General features: G+C 71.9%; 14 protein-coding genes. 6 read left to right on the forward strand and 8 right to left on the reverse strand.

The window, feature by feature from the left end:
- A partial coding sequence (locus AB0J06_RS25175; RefSeq protein WP_357431961.1) for an iron chelate uptake ABC transporter family permease subunit occupies positions 1–777 on the reverse strand: 777 nt, incomplete at its 3' end.
- Positions 778–882: 105 nt separating this feature from the next.
- Here AB0J06_RS25175 and AB0J06_RS25180 point away from each other — a divergent pair.
- The gene (locus AB0J06_RS25180; RefSeq protein WP_357431963.1) at positions 883–1,845 is read left to right on the forward strand and encodes an iron-siderophore ABC transporter substrate-binding protein; all 963 of its coding nucleotides are present in this window, start codon (positions 883–885) and stop codon (positions 1,843–1,845) included.
- 57 nt (positions 1,846–1,902) lie between these two features.
- Here AB0J06_RS25180 and AB0J06_RS25185 read toward each other — a convergent pair whose 3' ends face one another.
- The 7 genes from AB0J06_RS25185 to AB0J06_RS25215 form a co-directional block, all read right to left on the reverse strand.
- On the reverse strand, positions 1,903–4,344 hold the full coding sequence (locus AB0J06_RS25185) for a M14 family zinc carboxypeptidase (RefSeq protein WP_357431965.1): 2,442 nt from the start codon (positions 4,342–4,344) through the stop codon (positions 1,903–1,905).
- Positions 4,345–4,530: 186 nt separating this feature from the next.
- Positions 4,531–5,304, reverse strand: coding sequence for a DUF1684 domain-containing protein (locus tag AB0J06_RS25190; RefSeq protein ID WP_357431966.1), 774 nt, complete (start codon positions 5,302–5,304; stop codon positions 4,531–4,533).
- Positions 5,301–6,080, reverse strand: a complete 780-nt coding sequence (locus AB0J06_RS25195) for an ATP-binding cassette domain-containing protein (protein WP_357431968.1) — start codon at positions 6,078–6,080, stop codon at positions 5,301–5,303. Before AB0J06_RS25195 ends, AB0J06_RS25190 begins: the two co-directional genes overlap by 4 nt.
- Complete coding sequence (locus tag AB0J06_RS25200; protein ID WP_357431970.1) at positions 6,077–6,955, reverse strand: ABC transporter ATP-binding protein; 879 nt, start codon at positions 6,953–6,955, stop codon at positions 6,077–6,079. Before AB0J06_RS25200 ends, AB0J06_RS25195 begins: the two co-directional genes overlap by 4 nt.
- Positions 6,952–7,842 carry an ABC transporter permease gene (locus AB0J06_RS25205; protein ID WP_357431972.1) on the reverse strand — a complete coding sequence of 297 codons (891 nt, stop codon included), beginning with the start codon at positions 7,840–7,842 and terminating at the stop codon, positions 6,952–6,954. Before AB0J06_RS25205 ends, AB0J06_RS25200 begins: the two co-directional genes overlap by 4 nt.
- A complete protein-coding gene (locus tag AB0J06_RS25210; RefSeq protein ID WP_357431974.1) occupies positions 7,839–8,789 on the reverse strand; it encodes an ABC transporter permease in 951 nt (316 codons plus the stop codon). Before AB0J06_RS25210 ends, AB0J06_RS25205 begins: the two co-directional genes overlap by 4 nt.
- Positions 8,790–8,847: 58 nt before the next feature.
- Positions 8,848–10,464, reverse strand: coding sequence for an ABC transporter substrate-binding protein (locus AB0J06_RS25215; protein WP_357431976.1), 1,617 nt, complete (start codon positions 10,462–10,464; stop codon positions 8,848–8,850).
- A gap of 131 nt (positions 10,465–10,595) precedes the next feature.
- Here AB0J06_RS25215 and aspS point away from each other — a divergent pair, with 131 nt between their 5' ends.
- The 5 genes from aspS to AB0J06_RS25240 all read left to right on the forward strand — a co-directional run.
- Complete coding sequence (aspS, locus tag AB0J06_RS25220) at positions 10,596–12,401, forward strand: aspartate--tRNA ligase (RefSeq protein WP_357431978.1); 1,806 nt, start codon at positions 10,596–10,598, stop codon at positions 12,399–12,401.
- Positions 12,401–13,225: a sugar nucleotide-binding protein gene (locus tag AB0J06_RS25225; protein WP_357431980.1), complete on the forward strand. Its 825-nt coding sequence runs from the start codon at positions 12,401–12,403 to the stop codon at positions 13,223–13,225. The genes aspS and AB0J06_RS25225 overlap by 1 nt, the downstream gene beginning before the upstream one ends.
- Positions 13,226–13,357: 132 nt before the next feature.
- On the forward strand, positions 13,358–15,616 hold the full coding sequence (locus tag AB0J06_RS25230; protein ID WP_357431982.1) for a diguanylate cyclase: 2,259 nt from the start codon (positions 13,358–13,360) through the stop codon (positions 15,614–15,616).
- Between the two features lie 98 nt (positions 15,617–15,714).
- Positions 15,715–15,927, forward strand: a complete 213-nt coding sequence (locus tag AB0J06_RS25235) for a hypothetical protein (protein ID WP_357431984.1) — start codon at positions 15,715–15,717, stop codon at positions 15,925–15,927.
- 87 nt (positions 15,928–16,014) lie between these two features.
- On the forward strand, positions 16,015–17,492 hold a 1,478-nt coding region (locus tag AB0J06_RS25240), incomplete at its 3' end, for a replication-associated recombination protein A (protein WP_357431985.1).

The raw sequence follows: 17,492 nt of genomic DNA on the forward strand, positions 1-17,492 counted from the left end.
GACAAACGGCTCGCTGACCTGACGGCAACCGTCCACGACCTGATCGATTGACACTGCGGTCACCTGCTCGCCGTGGGCGAGCGCGGCCAGCGGGCGCGCGACGAGCAGCACGAGCACGCCGCCCAGCAGCAGCGCCGGGACGGCGCCGGCGAGTACGCCGACGTCGCGCCCGGCGACCGCGCCGACGGTCCAGAACCGCACCTCGTCCGCGCTGCGCTGGTCGACGAGGAGCAGCACCGACGTGATCGAGGCCAGCACCCCGGTGAGGGCCGCCCCCGCGAGCACGAGGCGTACCGGGTCGTCGCCCACGCCCCGCAGGCGGGCAGCCCCGAGCACGGCGAGGCAGCCGAGGAGCGCGCCGAGCACCGCGACGTGCGGGCCGAGGGTCGCGACGCTGCCCCCGAGGGCGATGACGAGCACCACGGCGGTCGACGCGCCGGCGCTGACGCCGAGCAGGCCCGGTTCGGCGAGCGGGTTTCGGGCGGCGGCCTGCAGCACGGCGCCCGCCAGGCCCAGCGCCGCACCGACGACCGCCGCGACCACGGTGCGCGGCCAGCGCAGTTCCCAGACAGCGAAGGTGGCCTCCGGGTCACCCACGCCGGCGACGGCCCGGAGCGCCCGCATCGGGTCGACCTGTCCGCTGCCGAAGAGCAGCGACGCGACGGCGGTCACGAGTAGCGCGGCGGCCGGCACCACCAGCGCCGGGGCCCAGCGGATGGCGGGTCGCCGGCGCTGTTCCACCTGCGGTGGCGGCGTGACGATTTCCTCGACGAGCACGCATCCTCCAGACCACGGGTTATGTCGCTGACGATCATATGCTTAGCTTAGGCAAGCCTTACCTCTAGGTCAGAGGTTTCCATCGTCGACCCTCGGAGTGGATACATGAGCTCGTCCCGCCGCGCCCCGAGCCGGTGGCGCTTCGCCGCCCTCGCCGCCCTCGCCGCACTGCCGCTCGCCCTCGCCGCCTGCGGCACCTCGGATACCCAGGCCGCCGGGGTTGGCGCCGCGCAGACCCGCACCGTGGAGACCGCCTTCGGGGGCGTCGCCGTGCCCGCCACGCCCACCCGCATCGTGGCGCTCGGCGACGCCGTCCTGGACAGCGCGCTGGCGCTCGGCGTGACGCCGGTCGGCACACTCTCCAGCCGCGGCGGCAACACGGTCTCCACGTACCTCGCCGACAAGGCGGGCGGGGTCACGATCGTGGGCACCGTGCGGGAGCCGAACCTCGAGGCCATCGTCACGGCGAAGCCGGATCTGATCATCGCCGCCGCCGGCACGGCGCAGGCGCAGTACGACTCGCTGAAGGCGATCGCGCCCACGGTCGTACCGAAGATCAACGGCTTCGGTGACTGGGAGAGCGAGACCCGGACCGTCGGCGACGCGCTCGGCAAGCGCGAGCAGGCCGACCAGGTGCTCGCCGACATCGAGAAGCGCGCCAGGGACATCGCCGCCCGTCGCGGCGCCGGCGGCACCGCCGCGGTCGTCCGGTGGATGCCGACCGGGCCGCTCATCATGTCGTCCTCGCTGATGCCCGGCCGGCTCGTCCAGCTGACCGGCGACAAGCTCCCCTCGGCCGCCGACTTCACCGACAAGCCGCACACCGATCCACTCAGCCTGGAGAACCTGGGCCAGGTGGACGCCGACTTCATCTACGTCGCGACGCTCAACGCCGACGGCGAGAAGGCCCTCGCCGCGGCCAAGGCGCAGCCGGCGTTCGCCCGGCTGAAGGCGGCCGCCGCGGGCCGCGTCGCCGCCGTCGACGGTGGGGTCTGGAGCAGCGGCGCCGGACCGGTCGCGGCCGGCAAGGTGCTCGACGACATCGAGCGGCTGCGCAGCGCCGGCTGACCGCCGCAACGTGGGTGCGCCGGTCGCCGCGGTTGCGACGACCGGCGCACGCACGGGTTACTGCTTGGGGACGTACAGGGTTTCGCTGTTGTAGTTGTTCCTGGTGCCCTCGGGCCTGTAGTTGTTCTCCACGTTGCCCGCGATGTCGACCGCGAACCAGTTCACCACCGTCTTCTGGGTGATCGTGATCTGCTGCGCCCCCTCGCGCATCCCGGACGAGGTGAGCTTCGCGGAGTTGAGCGTTGGCCGGCTGCCATCCAGGGTGTAGTAGATGTTGGCCGGCTCGTCGATGCTGAAGGTGAAGGCCTTGGAACCGGCGCTCTTCGCCGTCACCTTGAGCTTCGACTCCGGCCGCTGCTTGTCCGCGGCGAACGCCTGCGCCACCTCCAGGATGGCGACCTGCCCGCTGGCGAACTCCATGGCCTCCTCGTGCCCCTCGGCGAACGGCGGCTGGAAGCCGACCGCCTGGAAGCGCTTCGTGGCCGGGTCGTACACGTCCGCGCCGACCTCGAAGTCCCAGCCGATGATGCCGCGGTTGTACCAGTGCTCGTCGGCGCTGTTGCCGGCCGCCGAGTAGAGGACGTCCGGCACCGGGCCGGTGCGGCCGGGCCAGATCGCCGTCCCGCGCCAGGACTGCACCGCCGAGAGGATGTGCGTGGAGGCGTCCCAGAAGTAGTTCTCCGAGCCGAAGTCCACCCGCGGCAGCACCTCACGGCCGGCCGCCTTGTACGACCCCGGCGGCCACATGAAGTAACCGCCGTACGAGTGGGTGTTCATCGCGAACTTGATGTTCGGGTACTGGTGGGTGAGCCACACCTGGTTGCGCGTCTCGGGCTCGGACAGCTCGGTCGGTCCGGCGAAGACGTCGCTGGTGCAGAGCGTCGACGCGCCGCTGTAGCCGTCGTGGACGGAGCCGACCGAGAAGTTGCGGTTCAGGTCGACGCCCCAGGAGTTGCGCCGCGCCGGGTCCGCGTTCGCCGCGGTGCAGTGGTTGGTCATGTTGCGGCGCTGCATGTTGAAGTCGTAGAAGCTGTAGTGCCCGCCGTCGGGGTTCGCCGTCGGCAGGATGAAGATGTCCAGCCCGTCGACCAGCTTGCGGGTCCGCTCGTCGGTGGCGTAGTTGCGCAGCAGCCGCTCGGCGGTCTCCACGCAGACCAGCGGCGTGACCCACTCGCGGGCGTGCTCCTGGCAGTAGAGGAACACCCCGATCTTCGAGCCGTCGCGCTTCTTGCCGATCCGCAGCGCCTTCATCTGGAACGGTTCACGCGACACGTTCGCCGGCGCCTTCAGGCCGTCGGTCAGCTTCGTCGCCGGTGCGGCGGCGACGACCCCGCCGCCGGCGTTGCCCCGGTACGTGCTGGCGGTCATCAGGGCCGCCGCGGTGGCGTCACCGTTCACCGCGTCCACCACCTGCTGCGCGGTGCTGCCGATCGCGCCCGCCTCGGTGGTGGCGAGCGTGACCACGACGTCCTTGCCGGTCACCGCCACGGTGAGCGGTGCGGCGGGAGTCTCCGGCTTGACGAGCGCGACGCTCACGTCGTTGCCGCCCGCCGAGCCGTACGCCTTCGAGCTGACGTAGAAGGTGCTCGCCGGATCGGTGCCGAACTGCGCCTGCGCCGCGCGGCGGTAGCCGTTCGTCTGGTGCGGCAGGTCCACGATCTGGGCGAGCTTCGGGAACTCGCGGGCCAGCGTGGTGATCCGGTGGGTCACCTCCGTGGGATCCATGTAGTGGTCGACGAAGTCGGCGATGTAGTGCCGGCCGGGAGTCGGACGCTTCGCGCCCAGCCACTTGCTGACCGGGATCGTGACCGTGCCGCCCCGACTGCTGGTGACGGTGACACTGCTCGGCGCCGTCGTGACGGCCAGCGGGGTGTTGAACCGGTGGTACATGTACGCGCCGGCGTCGGTGAAGCGCGACATCGTGGCGGTGCCGCCGGAGCCCGCGGGAGTTCCCTTGCCGCTGTCCCAGGCCGCCGTGAGCACGGTCTCCGCGTCGGTCGCGCTCGATTTCACCTCGACGGAGAGAAAGCGCTGGTCGGCGACGCTGGTGAACCACTCGGCGCGGAGCGGGCTGAGCGTGTCGGCCTCGGTGGCGACCGCCGCCGCGGAGGCGATCGCCTCGCGCCGCTCGGCCTGGTTGGCCGCGAAGTCGCTCTCGTCGGAGAGCGCGTCGCGCACGTCGAAGCCCTGGTCGCGCAGGCGCCGCGTCTCCTCCGGGCTGAGTACGGCGTGCACCTCCAGACCGCCGTTCACCGTTTTCTTGTATTCCGCGAGGTCGACGCCCATCTCGTTGAGGCGGTCCACGTCGGCTTGACCGGGTACGACGACGCGCATCAGGGCGACGCCGTTCTGGTCGGTGCTGGACTGGCGATCGGGCGTGACACGACCGGACGATGTGGACGGCTCGGCCCGCACGGGCAGGGCGCTGAGCGCGAGCGCGACGGGGAGCGCGAGCAGGGCCGTCACCCGGCCGGCTCGGGTGGTGCGAGAACTCCTCATGAGAGGTCCCTCCGACGTGGAGCGTGCTCGCCGGGCGCGGGGGTCGATCCCGGCGCGGCACGCAGGTGCTGAGCAGTCTTTGCCGAAGGTCGATCTCCGTCAAGAGCGGTACGTCGATACGCGGTGCCGCCGACCGGTCGCCAGGACGGTCCGCGGCTGCTCAACCCGGTGCCGGCGCCCGCACGGTCACGGCCGGGTCAGCAGCTGCTTCTCCCCGGCGGTGATCGCGAACGGCAGGATGTTCTCCGCCGGGGGTAACGGGCAGATGAAGGCGTCGGAGAAGGCGCACGGCGGCAGGATCGCCCGGTTGAAGTCGATCACGACCGGTCCGGCCGCCGTCGGCAGCGGCAGGAAGAGGAAGCGGGACGCGCCGTACGTCTCCCGGCCGCTCGTGGCGTCCCGGAACGTGATGTGCGCTTCGCCCTCGTGGCCGGTGTTCAGCCCGACCAGCTCGGCCCGCTGCCCGGCCACGGTGAACGTGAACGTGCCGACCACCGCGTAGTCGACCTCCCGCCCGGAGTTCGTGTGCACGATGTGGAGGGTGTGGTCCGGCTGTGTCGTCGGGTGGAACTCCGCGGTCACCACCCACGCCGGATCGGGGTCGTAGGCGTCGATGCCGGCGAAGCGCTGAACCCCCTCCGACCGCGGGTCGAAGGTGCGCACCGCCAGGTCATCGCCGCGACGGATGATCGCCAACTGCAGGTCGCCGACCGCGAGCCGCTGCCCCTCGCCGAACAGGCCGTCACTGACCGGCTCGCCCTCGACGGTCAGTCCGACCGCGCCGCTGACCCGTACCGCGTCGCCCTCGGCCCGCCAGCGCCCCGGCACGCCCCCGATCTCGGTCTCGTCCGAGACCCAGTGCGTTCCGGTCAGCGTGAGGTTGCCACCCGGCGCCGCCACCGCGGCCTCGCGGTCCGCGTGCCAGCGACGCCATTCGTCGGCGAACTCGATGTCGGTCATGATGCCCATCCCAGGTTTTGCGGTAGTTGCGGGATCGCGGCCAGCAGGTCGCGGGTGTAAGCGTCGGCGGGCTCGGTGAGCACCGTGGCGGTCGGCCCCGATTCGACCACCCGACCGTGGCGCATGACCATCACCTCCGCGCAGAGCTGACTGACGATCGCCAGGTCGTGCGAGACCAGGACGAGGGTGAGCCCGAGCCGTTCGACCAGCTCCTGCAGCAGCTCCACGATCTGCAGCCGGACCGACACGTCGAGCGCGCTGACCGGCTCGTCGGCGAGGAGCAGCCGGGGGGAGGGGGCGAGCGCCCGCGCGATGGCGATCCGCTGCCGCTGGCCACCGGAGAACTCGTGCGGATACCGGCGTCCGTCCTCGGGACGCAGACCCACCGCGGTCAGCACCTCGGCGACGCGTTCGGCGCGTTCGGTCCGGCCGCCGCCGACCCGCAGCGAGCGCAGCGGCTCACCGACGATCGCCGCGACCGACATCCGGGGGTTGAGCGACGAGCGCGGGTCCTGGAAGACCACCTGCACGTGGCGGCGGAACTCCCGTCCGTCGGCGCGGGCGAGCGGTGCACCCGCGAACCGGACCTCGCCGCTGCTGGGGCGGTCGACGCCGAGGAGGAGCCGCAGCAGCGTGCTCTTGCCCGCCCCGGACTCGCCGACGATGCCCAGACCGGCACCGGCGCGTACGGCGATGTCGACGCCGTCGAGCGCCGGGTGGGGACGCCCCGGGTAGCGGCGGGTGAGCTGCCGTCCTTCGAGAATCGGCTCGTTCACGACTGCCCACCTTCCGTCCCGGATTCGTTGATCATGGGCATACGCGCCATCCGGCTGTCTGAAATGTCGCGTGTCTGACCATGATCAACGGAAGTGGGGGCCAGTCGGGTCACCTGGGCCGCGCTGCGGACCAGGTGCCGCGCATAGTCGGATCGGGGCCGGCGCAGCACGTTGTCGGCGGCGCCGGACTCCACGAGTCGGCCGTCGCGCATGACGAGCAGGTGGCGGGCGAGTCCGGCGACCACCGGCAGGTCATGGCTGATGAACAGCAGCGCGACCCCGGTCTCCTCGATCAGCTCGTCGAGCAGGGCGAGGATCTGCGCCTGCACGGTGACGTCCAGCGCGGTGGTCGGCTCGTCGGCGATGAGGACGCGGGGCCGGCAGGCCAGCGCCATCGCCAGAGCGACCCGCTGCCGCTGCCCGCCGGAGATCTGGTGCGGCAGCGCGTGGACCAGGCGCTGCGGGTCGGGCAGGTGGACGCGGTGGCACCAGTCGATCGCCCGCCGCTGCGCGTCGGCGCGGTTGAGCCCCTCGTGCAGCCGCAACGGTCCGGCGATCTGCCGTCCGACGGTCATCAGCGGGTCGAGCGCGGTCAGCGGCTCCTGGAAGACCATGGCGAGGGTGCGGCCGCGTACCCGCCGCCACTCGCGGTCGGAGGCGTCCCGGTGGTCGCGTCCGTCGATGAGGATCCGGCCCGTGGCGCGCATCCCCGCGGGCAGGAGTCCGAGCAGGGCCAGGGCGGTCAGTGACTTGCCCGAGCCGGACTCGCCGATCAGCCCGACCCGATCCCGCGCGGCGAGCCGCAGCGCCATGTCCCGGACGAGCGGCTGACCGTCGAGGGTGATGGTCAGGTCGGTGGTCTCCAGCACGGTCATCGCGCCACCACCCGTCGGTCGCGGCGCAGCTGCGGGTCGAGCGCCTCGCGCAGACCGTCGCCGAGCAGATTCAGCCCGATGACGGTGACCGCGACGGCGAGGCCGGGCAGGAGCACGTTCCACGGGGCGACGCTGACCGTCGACTGCGCCTCCTGCAGCATCCGCCCCCAGGACGGGGCCGGCGGTGGCGTGCCGAGCCCGAGGTAGGACAGGGAGGCCTCGGCGATGACCGCGATGCCGAAGGCGAGGGTGGCCTGCACGAGCAGGGTGTGCCAGATGTTGGGCAGCACGTGCCGGACCAGGATCATCACCGGTCGCGTGCCGCAGGTCCGCGCGGCGAGCACGTAGTCCTGGGTGAAGATCCGGCTCGCCGAGATACGGGTCAACCGGGCCACCTCGGCGGAGATCCCGATGCCGATCGCCCACACCGCGACGGCCGTCGACGCGCCGTACACGGTGACCAGGAGCATCGCCAGCAGCAGGGTCGGAAAGGCGATCACGATGTCGATCAGCCCGATCACCGCGTCGTCGACCAGCCGTCCGGCCGCCGCGGCCAGCAGCCCCAGCGGCACGCCGATCGCGAACGCCACGGCCACCGACGCGAGCCCGACCTGGAGCGCCGTGCGGGCGCCGAGCATGAGCTGGGTGAACTGGTCGCGGCCGAGCCGGTCGGTGCCCGCCCAGTGCGCCGCCGACGGTCCGGAGAGCCGCGCGTCGGGCTGGGCCTCGTCGAGGCCGAACGGCGTCCAGACCAGCGACACCACGGCCAGCGCGAGCACGGCGCCGAGCAGCACCGCGCCGGCGACGAGCGACGGCGACCAGCGGCCCCGGCGGAGACGCCTGCCCGCGGTCGGGCGCGGGGTTTCCAGCACCGGTACGGAGGTCATGCCGAACCTCGCAGTCGGGGGTCGATGACGCGTTGGATGACGTCCACGGCGAGCCCCACCAGCAGCACGGTGGCGGTCATCAGGAAGACGGTGCCCTGCACGACCGGCAGGTCGCGCGCCTTGACGCTGGTGAGCAGCAGCGAGCCGAGTCCGGGCAGCGCGAAGACGCTCTCGATGACGACGGTGCCGATCAGCGAGCCCGCCAGTAGCACCCCGAGGACGCTGACGACCGTGGCGGCGCCGTTGCGCAGCCCGTGCCGCCACAGCGCGCGGGGCAGGCTGTAGCCGAGGGCGCGCGCGGTGCGCAGATAGTCCTGGTTGAGCACGTCGAGGGTGGCGGAGCGGACGTACCGGATCAGCAGTGCGGCCTGCGCGATGGTCAGCGTGACCACCGGGAGGATCAGCGAGTCGATCGCGGCTGCCGGCTCGGCCCAACCGGCGCGTGGAAAGCCGCCCGGTGGCAGGAGCCGCCACTGCACGGCGACCAACCAGACGACGACGATGCCGATCCAGAAGATCGGCAGCGCGATGCCGATCTGCGCCAGCCCGGAGACGGCCACGCCGGCGAGACCGCGTCGGCGGACCGCGGCGAAGACCCCGACCGGTACGGCCACCACGATGGAGAGGACGAACGCGGTCAACGCCAGCGGCAGCGTCACCGGCAGCCGCGCCGTGATCTGGTCGAGCACCGGGATTCCGGTGAAGAGGCTGTCGCCGAGGTGCCCGGCGAACAGCCCGCCGAACCACTCGCCGTACTGGGTGAGCAGGGGACGGTCCGTGCCGAGCTGGTGCCGGATCGACTCGATCTGCTCCGGTGGGGCGCCGACCGGCAGCAGCGTCACCGCCGGGTCGCCGGGCAGCACCCGGAGCAGGACGAAGACCGCCGAGCCGGCGAGCAGGAGCGCGCCGACCAGCCAGGCGACGCGCCGCAGGAGGTACGCGAGCACGCGTTACCGCCCCGCCCCGGCCGGTGACCCCGGGAAGGGGCCACCGGCCGTCCGCGCGTCAGCCACGCTTGGCGATGGGTGCGACATAGAAGCTGTCCGTGGTGTTGTTCTTCTGGTAGCCGCTGACCGAGGTCGCCGCGACCTTGATCGCGGGGTCGAGGAAGAGCCAGTTGCTCGCCGCGTCCTCGGAGATCTGCCGGGCGACCCTCTTCAGCAGGTCGGTCTGCTCCTGCGTGGACGCCGCCGTCTCCGAGTCCTTGACCCACTGCTGGACCTGCGGGTTGTCGTACTGCCAGTAGAACGTCGGGTCGCCGTACCAGACCAGGTCCCGCTGGTTGACGTGGGTCATGATCGTGGCCTGGAAGTTGTGGTTCTTGTAGACCTTGTCGGTCCAGGTGGCGTCGTCGACCGGGTTGAGCGTGATCGTGATGCCCGCCTGGGCGAGCTGGCTCTTCAGGCCCTGCGCGATGATGTTGGTCGCGTCGGACGGCACGTAGTCGACCGTGAACGACAGCCCGCCGGCGTGACCGGCCTTGGCGAGCAGCGCCTTGGCGCTCTCCACGTTGTAGTCGTCGATGCTGGTCAGGTCCTCGAACCACGGGTCGGTCGGCGGCACCATCGAGCCGATGACCTGGCCGCGATCGGCCCAGACCGCCTTCAGCAGCGCCTTGCGGTCGGTGGCCTGGCGGATCGCCTTGCGCACCTCGACCTTGTTGAACGGCGCGACCGCGTCGTTGAAGTTGAACAGCTCCTTGGTCGTGGAGGTGCCCTCGACGATGGTGAACTCCGGCCGGTTGCTGAACTGCGCGAGCACGTCCGGGGAGGTCACCTGCGTCACCAGGTCGAGCTGCCCGGCCAGCAGCGCGTTGTTCTCGGCGGTGGCGTCCTTGAAGAAGCGGTAGACGACCTCCTTGTTCTTCGGCGCGGCGCCCCAGTACGTGTCGTTGCGGGTCAGCGTGATCGAGTCGCCCTGCTTCCAGCCGCCGACCTTGTACGGGCCGGTGCCGATCACCGTGGTCTCCGGGTTGCCGGCGTTCGGCTTCGTCACCGCGGCGCCGGTGGCCGTCAGGTAGAACAGGAACGACTGCGACCGCTGCGCGAGGGTCACCTTGACGGTGCTGTCGTCGGACGCCTCGACGCTCTTCATGATCGAGAGGTTCTTCTTGCGGGCGCTGGTCGACTCGTCCGAGATGACCCGCTTGAGCGTCGCGACCACGTCCGCCGCCTTCAGTGGGGTGCCGTCGGAGAAGGTCACGCCGGACTGCAGGTGGAAGGTGTAGACCATGCCGTCGGTGGAGACGTCCCACGACTTCGCCAGCAGCGGCTCGACCTTGCCGTCGTCGGTCAGCACCGTGAGGCCCTCGACGACGTTGCGGAGCAGCACCTGGGCGTGGCCCGTGTTGCCGCCCTTGACCGTGTTCAGCGTGGTCGGTTCGTTGATCGAGCCGATCGTGATCGTCGCGTTCGGGTCGTGGTCGCCGGCGCCGCCGGCCGTACCGGACCCGGTCGATCCCGAGCAGGCGGCCAGGAGCAGTGCGGCGGCCGTGGCGGTGGCGGTCAGGATGCCGAGGCGGCGAAGCCGTCGATGTGGGTTGCCCATGTACTCACTCCAGGAGCGGATGATCGCGATGCCGGGCGGCACCGCCACACACAATCGCTGGCTGATCTTCGGCATTCCTACCCACCCGGTCGGAGTGGTCCAGGACACGTTTCGTCGGCGACCCGCCGGGGTGCTGGCGTCGGGCCCCCGAGCCGGTGCTGGAAGAATGCCGGAGGAACCCGTACCCGCTGAAGGAGACGCTTGCCGTGATCCGTACCCATGACGCCGGCAGCCTGCGCGCGACGCACGCCGGCACGACGGTGACGCTCGCCGGGTGGGTGGCCCGCCGGCGCGACCACGGCGGCGTGATCTTCGTCGACCTGCGCGACGCCTCCGGCGTCGTGCAGGTGGTGTTCCGCGAGGACGTGGAGCTCGCCCACGCGCTGCGCAACGAGTTCTGCGTGCAGCTCACCGGCGAGGTGGCGCGCCGCCCCGAGGGCAACGCCAACCCCGAGCTCGCCACCGGCGAGATCGAGGTGACCGCGACCGAGCTGGTCGTTCTCTCCGAGGCCGCGCCGCTGCCGCTCCCCGTCGACGACCAGGTCGACGCCGGCGACGACATCCGCCTCAAGTACCGCTACCTCGACCTGCGCCGCAGCGGCCCGGCCCGGGCGCTTCGCCTGCGCTCGCGCGCCAACCAGATCGCCCGGACGATCCTGCACGAGCGGGAGTTCCTGGAGATCGAGACGCCGACGCTGACCCGGTCGACGCCCGAGGGCGCCCGCGACTTCCTGGTGCCGGTGCGCCTGCAGCCCGGCACCTGGTACGCCCTGCCGCAGTCGCCGCAGCTGTTCAAGCAGCTGTTGATGGTCGCCGGCATGGAGCGCTACTACCAGATCGCCCGCTGCTACCGCGACGAGGACTTCCGGGCCGACCGGCAGCCGGAGTTCACGCAGCTCGACATCGAGATGTCGTTCGTGACCCAGGACGATGTGATCGAGCTCGGCGAGGCGATCGTCGGGGCGCTCTGGAAGGAGCTGGCCGGACACGAGATCACCGGGCCGATCCCGCGGATCACCTGGCACGAGGCGATGTCGCGCTACGGCTCCGACAAGCCCGACCTGCGCTACGGCGTGGAGCTGGTCGACCTCACCGACTACCTGCGCGGCACCGAGTTCCGGGTCTTCGCCGGAGCGATCGACGCGGGCGGCTACGTCGGCGCGGTCGTGATGCCCGGCGGTGCCGGTCAGAGCCGCAAGGAGCTCGACGGCTGGCAGGACTGGGCCAAGGCGCGCGGCGCGCGCGGCCTGGCGTACGTGGTGCTCGACGCGGAGAGCGGCGAGGCGCGTGGCCCGGTCGCCAAGAACCTGTCGGAGGCGCACCTCGGCGGGCTCGCCGACGCGGTCGGCGCCAAGCCCGGTGACGCGGTCTTCTTCGCCGCCTCCACCACGCGGCGGGAGGCGCAGGAGCTGCTCGGCGCGGCCCGCATCGAGATCGCGAAGCGCTCCGGCCTGATCGACGAGAACGCCTGGGCGTTCTGCTGGGTGGTCGACGCGCCGATGTTCGAGCCCACCGATGACGGATGGACGGCCGTGCACCACCCGTTCACCTCGCCCACGGCCGAGTGGTTGGACCGCTTCGAGTCCGCGCCCGACGAGGCGCTCGCCTACGCGTACGACATCGTCTGCAACGGCAACGAGATCGGCGGCGGCTCCGTCCGTATCCACCGCGGCGACGTGCAGAGCCGCGTCTTCGAGCTGCTCGGCATCACCCCCGACGAGGCGGCGGACAAGTTCGGCTTCCTGCTGGAGGCGTTCAAGTACGGACCGCCGCCGCACGCCGGCATCGCCTTCGGCTGGGACCGGACCTGCATGCTGCTCGCCGGCGCGGAGTCGATCCGCGAGGTCATCGCCTTCCCGAAGACCCGTGGCGGCTTCGACCCGTTGACCGGCGCGCCGACCCCGATCACCGCGCAGCAGCGGAGCGAGGCGGGCGTCGACGCCAAACCCAAGGCGCCGGCCGCTCCCCAGGCCGGCACGGCCGGAGTCGCGGCTCCCGTCGAGCCCTCCTGATGACGCTCCTCGTCGTCGGCGCGAGCGGTCACCTCGGCGCCGAGGTGTGCCGGCAGGCGCTGGCGGCGGGGGAGCGGGTGATCGGGACGTACCACCGTGCGGCGGGTGCGGTCCCGGGCGTCGAGTGGCTTCCGCTCGACGTGCGGGACCGCGCCGCCGTGCGCGGGCTGGTCGCCCGGCTGCGGCCGCGCGCCGTGGTGAGCACGGCCTACGTGTACGGCGACTGGGCGGTCACCGCCGAGGGTGCGGCGCATGTGGCGTTCGCCGCGGTGGAGGTGGGCGCGCGGCTGGTGCACCTCTCCAGCGACGCGCTGCACGCCGGCCGCCCCGAGCCCTATGCCGATGACGAACCGCCGACCCCGGTCTTCCCGTACGGGGCGGCGAAGGCGGCCGCCGAGACGGCGGTGCGGCTGGTGGCGCCGGCGGCGGCCGTCGTGCGCACCTCGCTGATCGTGGGGGACGAGCGCAGTACGCAGATCCGGCTCTGCCTGGACGCGATCGCCGGTACGGGTCCGCGGCTGTTCAGCGACGAGGTCCGCTGCCCCGTCGCGGTGGACGACCTGGCGGCGGCGGTTCTGGAACTGGTGGGATCGGAGTACGGCGGCCTGCTCAACGTGGCGGGGCCGGAGCCGGTGAGTCGGGTGGAGTTCGGCCTGCTGGTCGCCCGCCGCTACGGCCTCGACCCCGCGCGGATGGCCACCACCACCATCGCCGCGGCGGGCCTGGTCCGGCCGGCCGAGATACGGCTCGACAGTTCGCGCGCGGCCGATGTGCTGAAGACCCGGCTGCGTCCCGTGAGCGAGGTGCTCGCTCCGCGGACGTGAGGGGGCGCCACACCTGGTCACCGTCCCTTTTCCTCATCCGTGACCGACGCGGTCCGATGGGGTCATCCAGAATGTGTCCCGACGGTTCGGCATGGCCGGGCGGGACGAGGGCGGGGACAGGGAGGAAACGTCGTGGCTGCTGCGCGGCAGGCGTCCGCTCCGGCGGCGGCGCACGCGCACCGCGATGGCGCCCGTCCCACGCTGCGCGCGCTCCGCGCCGACCGGGTGATCCGCCGGGCCGCCCTGGCCGGTGCCGGTTGGTTGGCCCTCTACGCCGTCCTCACCGCCATCAACCGTCGTGCCGGCATCACCGACGCCTCCGCGCTCAGCGTGCTCTACATCGTGCCGATCGCCTGTGCGGTGCCGCTGAGCCTGCTCGCCGCGCGGCGTACCGCCGGGCACCGGCGGCTCGCCTGGTGGTTGTTCTGCGTCTCCAACACACTGTGGCTCACCGGTGAACTCATCTGGCTCGGATACGCGCTCTTCACCGAGGACGGTCCGCCGACGCCGTCGGTCGCCGACGTCTACGTGCTCTCGTATCCGCTCGCGCTCGTGGCGATCCTCGTCGCGCTCGGGCGCGGCAACGTGCTGCGGCGGGCGCGGGGGGTGCTCGACGCCGCCCTGGTGGCCCTCGGGGTCGGCGCGCTCGGCTGGAAGCTCATCATCGGGCCGCTGGTGCCGACCTCGTTCGATCCGGGCGCCATGATCGGTTTCGCGTACCCGATGCTCTCCGTGCTGATCGTCAGCGCGATGCTCGCCGTCGGCGTCGCCGGCTACCGGACCGTGCCGCTGTGGGTGCTGCTGACCGGGCTCGGTTACGCCGTCTCCGGGTTGAGCGACGCCCAGTACGCCTATCTCACGGTGCTCGACGCCTACACCGAATCGAGCTGGCTCGACCTCGGCTGGCAGGCGGCTGCCGTGATCCTCTGCCTCGTCCCGCTCGTCGCGCTCCGCCATCCCGAGCCGGACGCGGAACGGCGCCAGCACGATCGCGACGTGGCGATCGTGCCGGGGCTGATCAGTGCGGCCACGGTCTGCGGGCTCTTCGTCGCGGATCACGTCCATGGCGGGCACGCGGACGGCTCCACCCTGCTGGTCGCGGCGATCCTCTGCGTCGGGTTGCTCGGCCGGCAGGCGATGGTCACCCGCGACCGGACCCGCCTCGCCGCGCAGTTGCAGGTCGCGCTGGGGGAACAGGAACGGCTGGCCGTCACCGACGCGCTCACGGGGGTCTACAACCGCCGCTTCTTCCAGGAGACGCTCCGGCTCGAAGCCGAGCGGGCGATGCGGCACGGGCGGCCGCTGAGCCTCATCCTGATCGATCTTGACCACTTCAAAACGATCAACGACAGCTACGGGCATTCCGCCGGTGACGCGGTCCTCGTGCAGGCCGCCGACCGACTCCGACGGGCGGTGCGCGCCACCGACGTGACCGCCCGCTACGGCGGCGAGGAGTTCGTCTGCCTCCTGCCCGGCGTCGACGAGAACGCCGCGTTCGAGATCGCCGAGCAGTTGCGTCGCGGATTGTGCGACAGCCGCATCGCGGTGGGCGATGGCGCCGACGTGGTGCTGACCGCGTCATTGGGGGTGGCGACCGCGGGCACCCGTGGCAGCCGCGCGCTGGGCGGGCTCGACGGAACCGTCGACATCGAGGGGCTGATCAACGACGCGGACGACGCGCTCTACCGGGCCAAGGCGCGCGGTCGCAACCGTACGGTCGTCGCCGGCGCCGTACTCGATCTGGACCTCGACACCGATCCGGACCTGCCGCCGGCGCTGGTCTGGCTCGCCGACCAGGTCGACGCGAAGCTCAGCCCGGAGGAGCACAGCACGGCGGTCGCCCGCTGGGCGCTGCTGACCGGCGAGCGTCTGGGGCTCGACCACGCCACGCTGCGGCGGGCGGCGGCAGCCGGAAGGTTGCACGACATCGGAAAGATCCATGTCGACGCGTCGATTCTGGCGAAGCCGGGGCGTCCGAACGAGGAGGAGTGGCAGCAACTGCGCCGCCATCCCGATGACGGCGGCCGGCTGCTGACCGAGTTCGGCGCCCGCCCCGATCTCGCGCCGCTCGTCGCGGCCCATCACGAACGCTACGACGGCCGCGGCTACCCGCGCGGACTGGCGGGTGAGGAGATCCCGATCGAGGCCCGGGTCATCGCGGTCTGCGACTCGTGGGCGGCGATGCGCTCGCACCGCAGTTACGCGCGCGGGCTGACGGTGGCCGAGGCCCGGACGCAGATCGAGCGTGGCCGGGGCGGCCAGTTCGACCCGGCGGTGGCCGACGCGTTCCTGGCCCTCGTCGACGAGGGCGCCATCGACGAACTCGCGCCGCTCGCTCCGCTGCCGCCGCGCCGTCCCGAGCGTCCGATGGCCGTGCTGCCCCGGATGTGATCGTCCCGTTCGCGCGACAGAGCCGTCCACGATGGATTGCCGCGCGCCGTGGCTGGGTATTGACGGAGGTGACCGACCCCACCCCTCGGGAGGACACCATGTTCGCCATCGCCGCGGCCGCCGTCTTTGGTTTCGCGCTCCTGCTCGACCTGCTCAACACCGATCTCGGCGCCCCCGACCTGTTCAACTGGAACACGCTGGTGCTCATCGGCCTGCTCTGCCTCGCCCTCTACCTCGCGGGTGTCGGCCGGGGCGGCACCGGTGGTGGTGGCGGTCGCTGGTACCGCGGCCGCCGTCCCGGCCGTGGCTGATCTGCGACGGTCCCGTCCAGGCAGTGAAAACCGGCCCGTTTTCGACGCATTTTCGGCGTCCGAGATCGGGCCGGTACTGTCTTCGTGATGGAGCCCGACGATCTGTTCTCTTCCGCCGACGCCGGTGGCGTGCGCACCGCACCCACGGGGGCCGGTGGCGTCGACGGCTTCACCGTTCCGGACGCCGATTCCCCGCTGCCGGTGCGGATGCGTCCGGCGACGATCGATGAACTCGTCGGGCAGGATCATCTCCTGGCCCCCGGAGCGCCGCTGCGCCAGTTGGTCAGCGCGGCGGCTCCGATGTCGGTGATCCTCTGGGGCCCGCCCGGGAGTGGCAAGACCACCATCGCTCACCTCGTCGCGGGCGCCACCGACCGCCGCTTCGTCGCGATGTCGGCGCTCTCCGCCGGTGTGAAGGACGTGCGCGCGGTGATCGACACCGCCCGTCGCCAGCGCCGGGCCGGCGGACCCCCCACCGTGCTCTTCATCGACGAGGTGCACCGCTTCAGCAAGACGCAGCAGGATTCACTGCTCGCGGCGGTCGAGGACCGCACCGTCACGCTGCTGGCGGCGACCACCGAAAACCCGTACTTCTCGGTCATTTCGCCGCTGCTGTCGCGCTGCGTCCTGCTCACCCTCCAGCCCCTCACCGAGGACGCGGTGCGCGGTCTGCTGCGGCGCGCGGTCACCGACGAGCGCGGGCTGGCCGGGGCGGTCACGCTGAGCGGCGAGGCGGAGACGCATCTCGTACGGCTCGCCGGCGGCGACGTGCGCAAGGCCCTCACCGCGCTCGAGGCGGCGGCAGGGTCGGCGCTGGCGCAGGGCATCGTCGAGATCGATCTGGCGACGGCCGAGCAGGCGGTCGACGTGGCAGCGGTGCGGTACGACCGTGACGGCGATGCCCACTACGACGTGACCAGCGCGTTCATCAAGAGCATGCGTGGGTCGGATGTCGATGCGGCGCTGCACTGGCTGGCCCGGATGTTGGTGGCCGGCGAGGACGCACGCTTCATCGCCCGCCGGATCGTGATCTTTGCGAGCGAAGATGTGGGGATGGCCGATCCGAGTGCGCTGAGCGTCGCCACGGCGGCCGCGCACGCCGTCGAATACGTCGGGCTCCCCGAGGCGCAGCTCACCCTCGCCCAGGCCGTGATCCACATGGCGACGGCGCCGAAGTCCAACTCGGCCACGAAGGCGATCTTCGCGGCCATCGGCGACGTGCGTGCCGGTCGTGGCGGCGGGGTGCCCCGGCACCTGCGTGATGGCCACTATCCCGGTTCGCGCGGGCTGGGCCACGGCACCGGCTACCGCTACCCCCATGACGACCCGCGGGGCGTCGTCACCCAGCAGTACGCGCCGGACGACCTCGCCGACGTCGACTACTACCGACCGGCCGAGCACGGGGCGGAGCGCCCGATCGCGGCGCGGCTGCCGGTGCTGCGTCGCATCGTGCGAGGGCTACCCGGCCCAGCGGCCGAGAGCGGGCGGGCCGGCTGGCCCACTTGGCGAGCTGCTCCACCACGTCATCGACCACCCGGCGGGTCAGCAGGCGCATCACCGCGCTC

Source organism: Micromonospora sp. NPDC049679, assembly GCF_040659735.1.
GTDB lineage: Bacteria > Actinomycetota > Actinomycetes > Mycobacteriales > Micromonosporaceae > Micromonospora_I.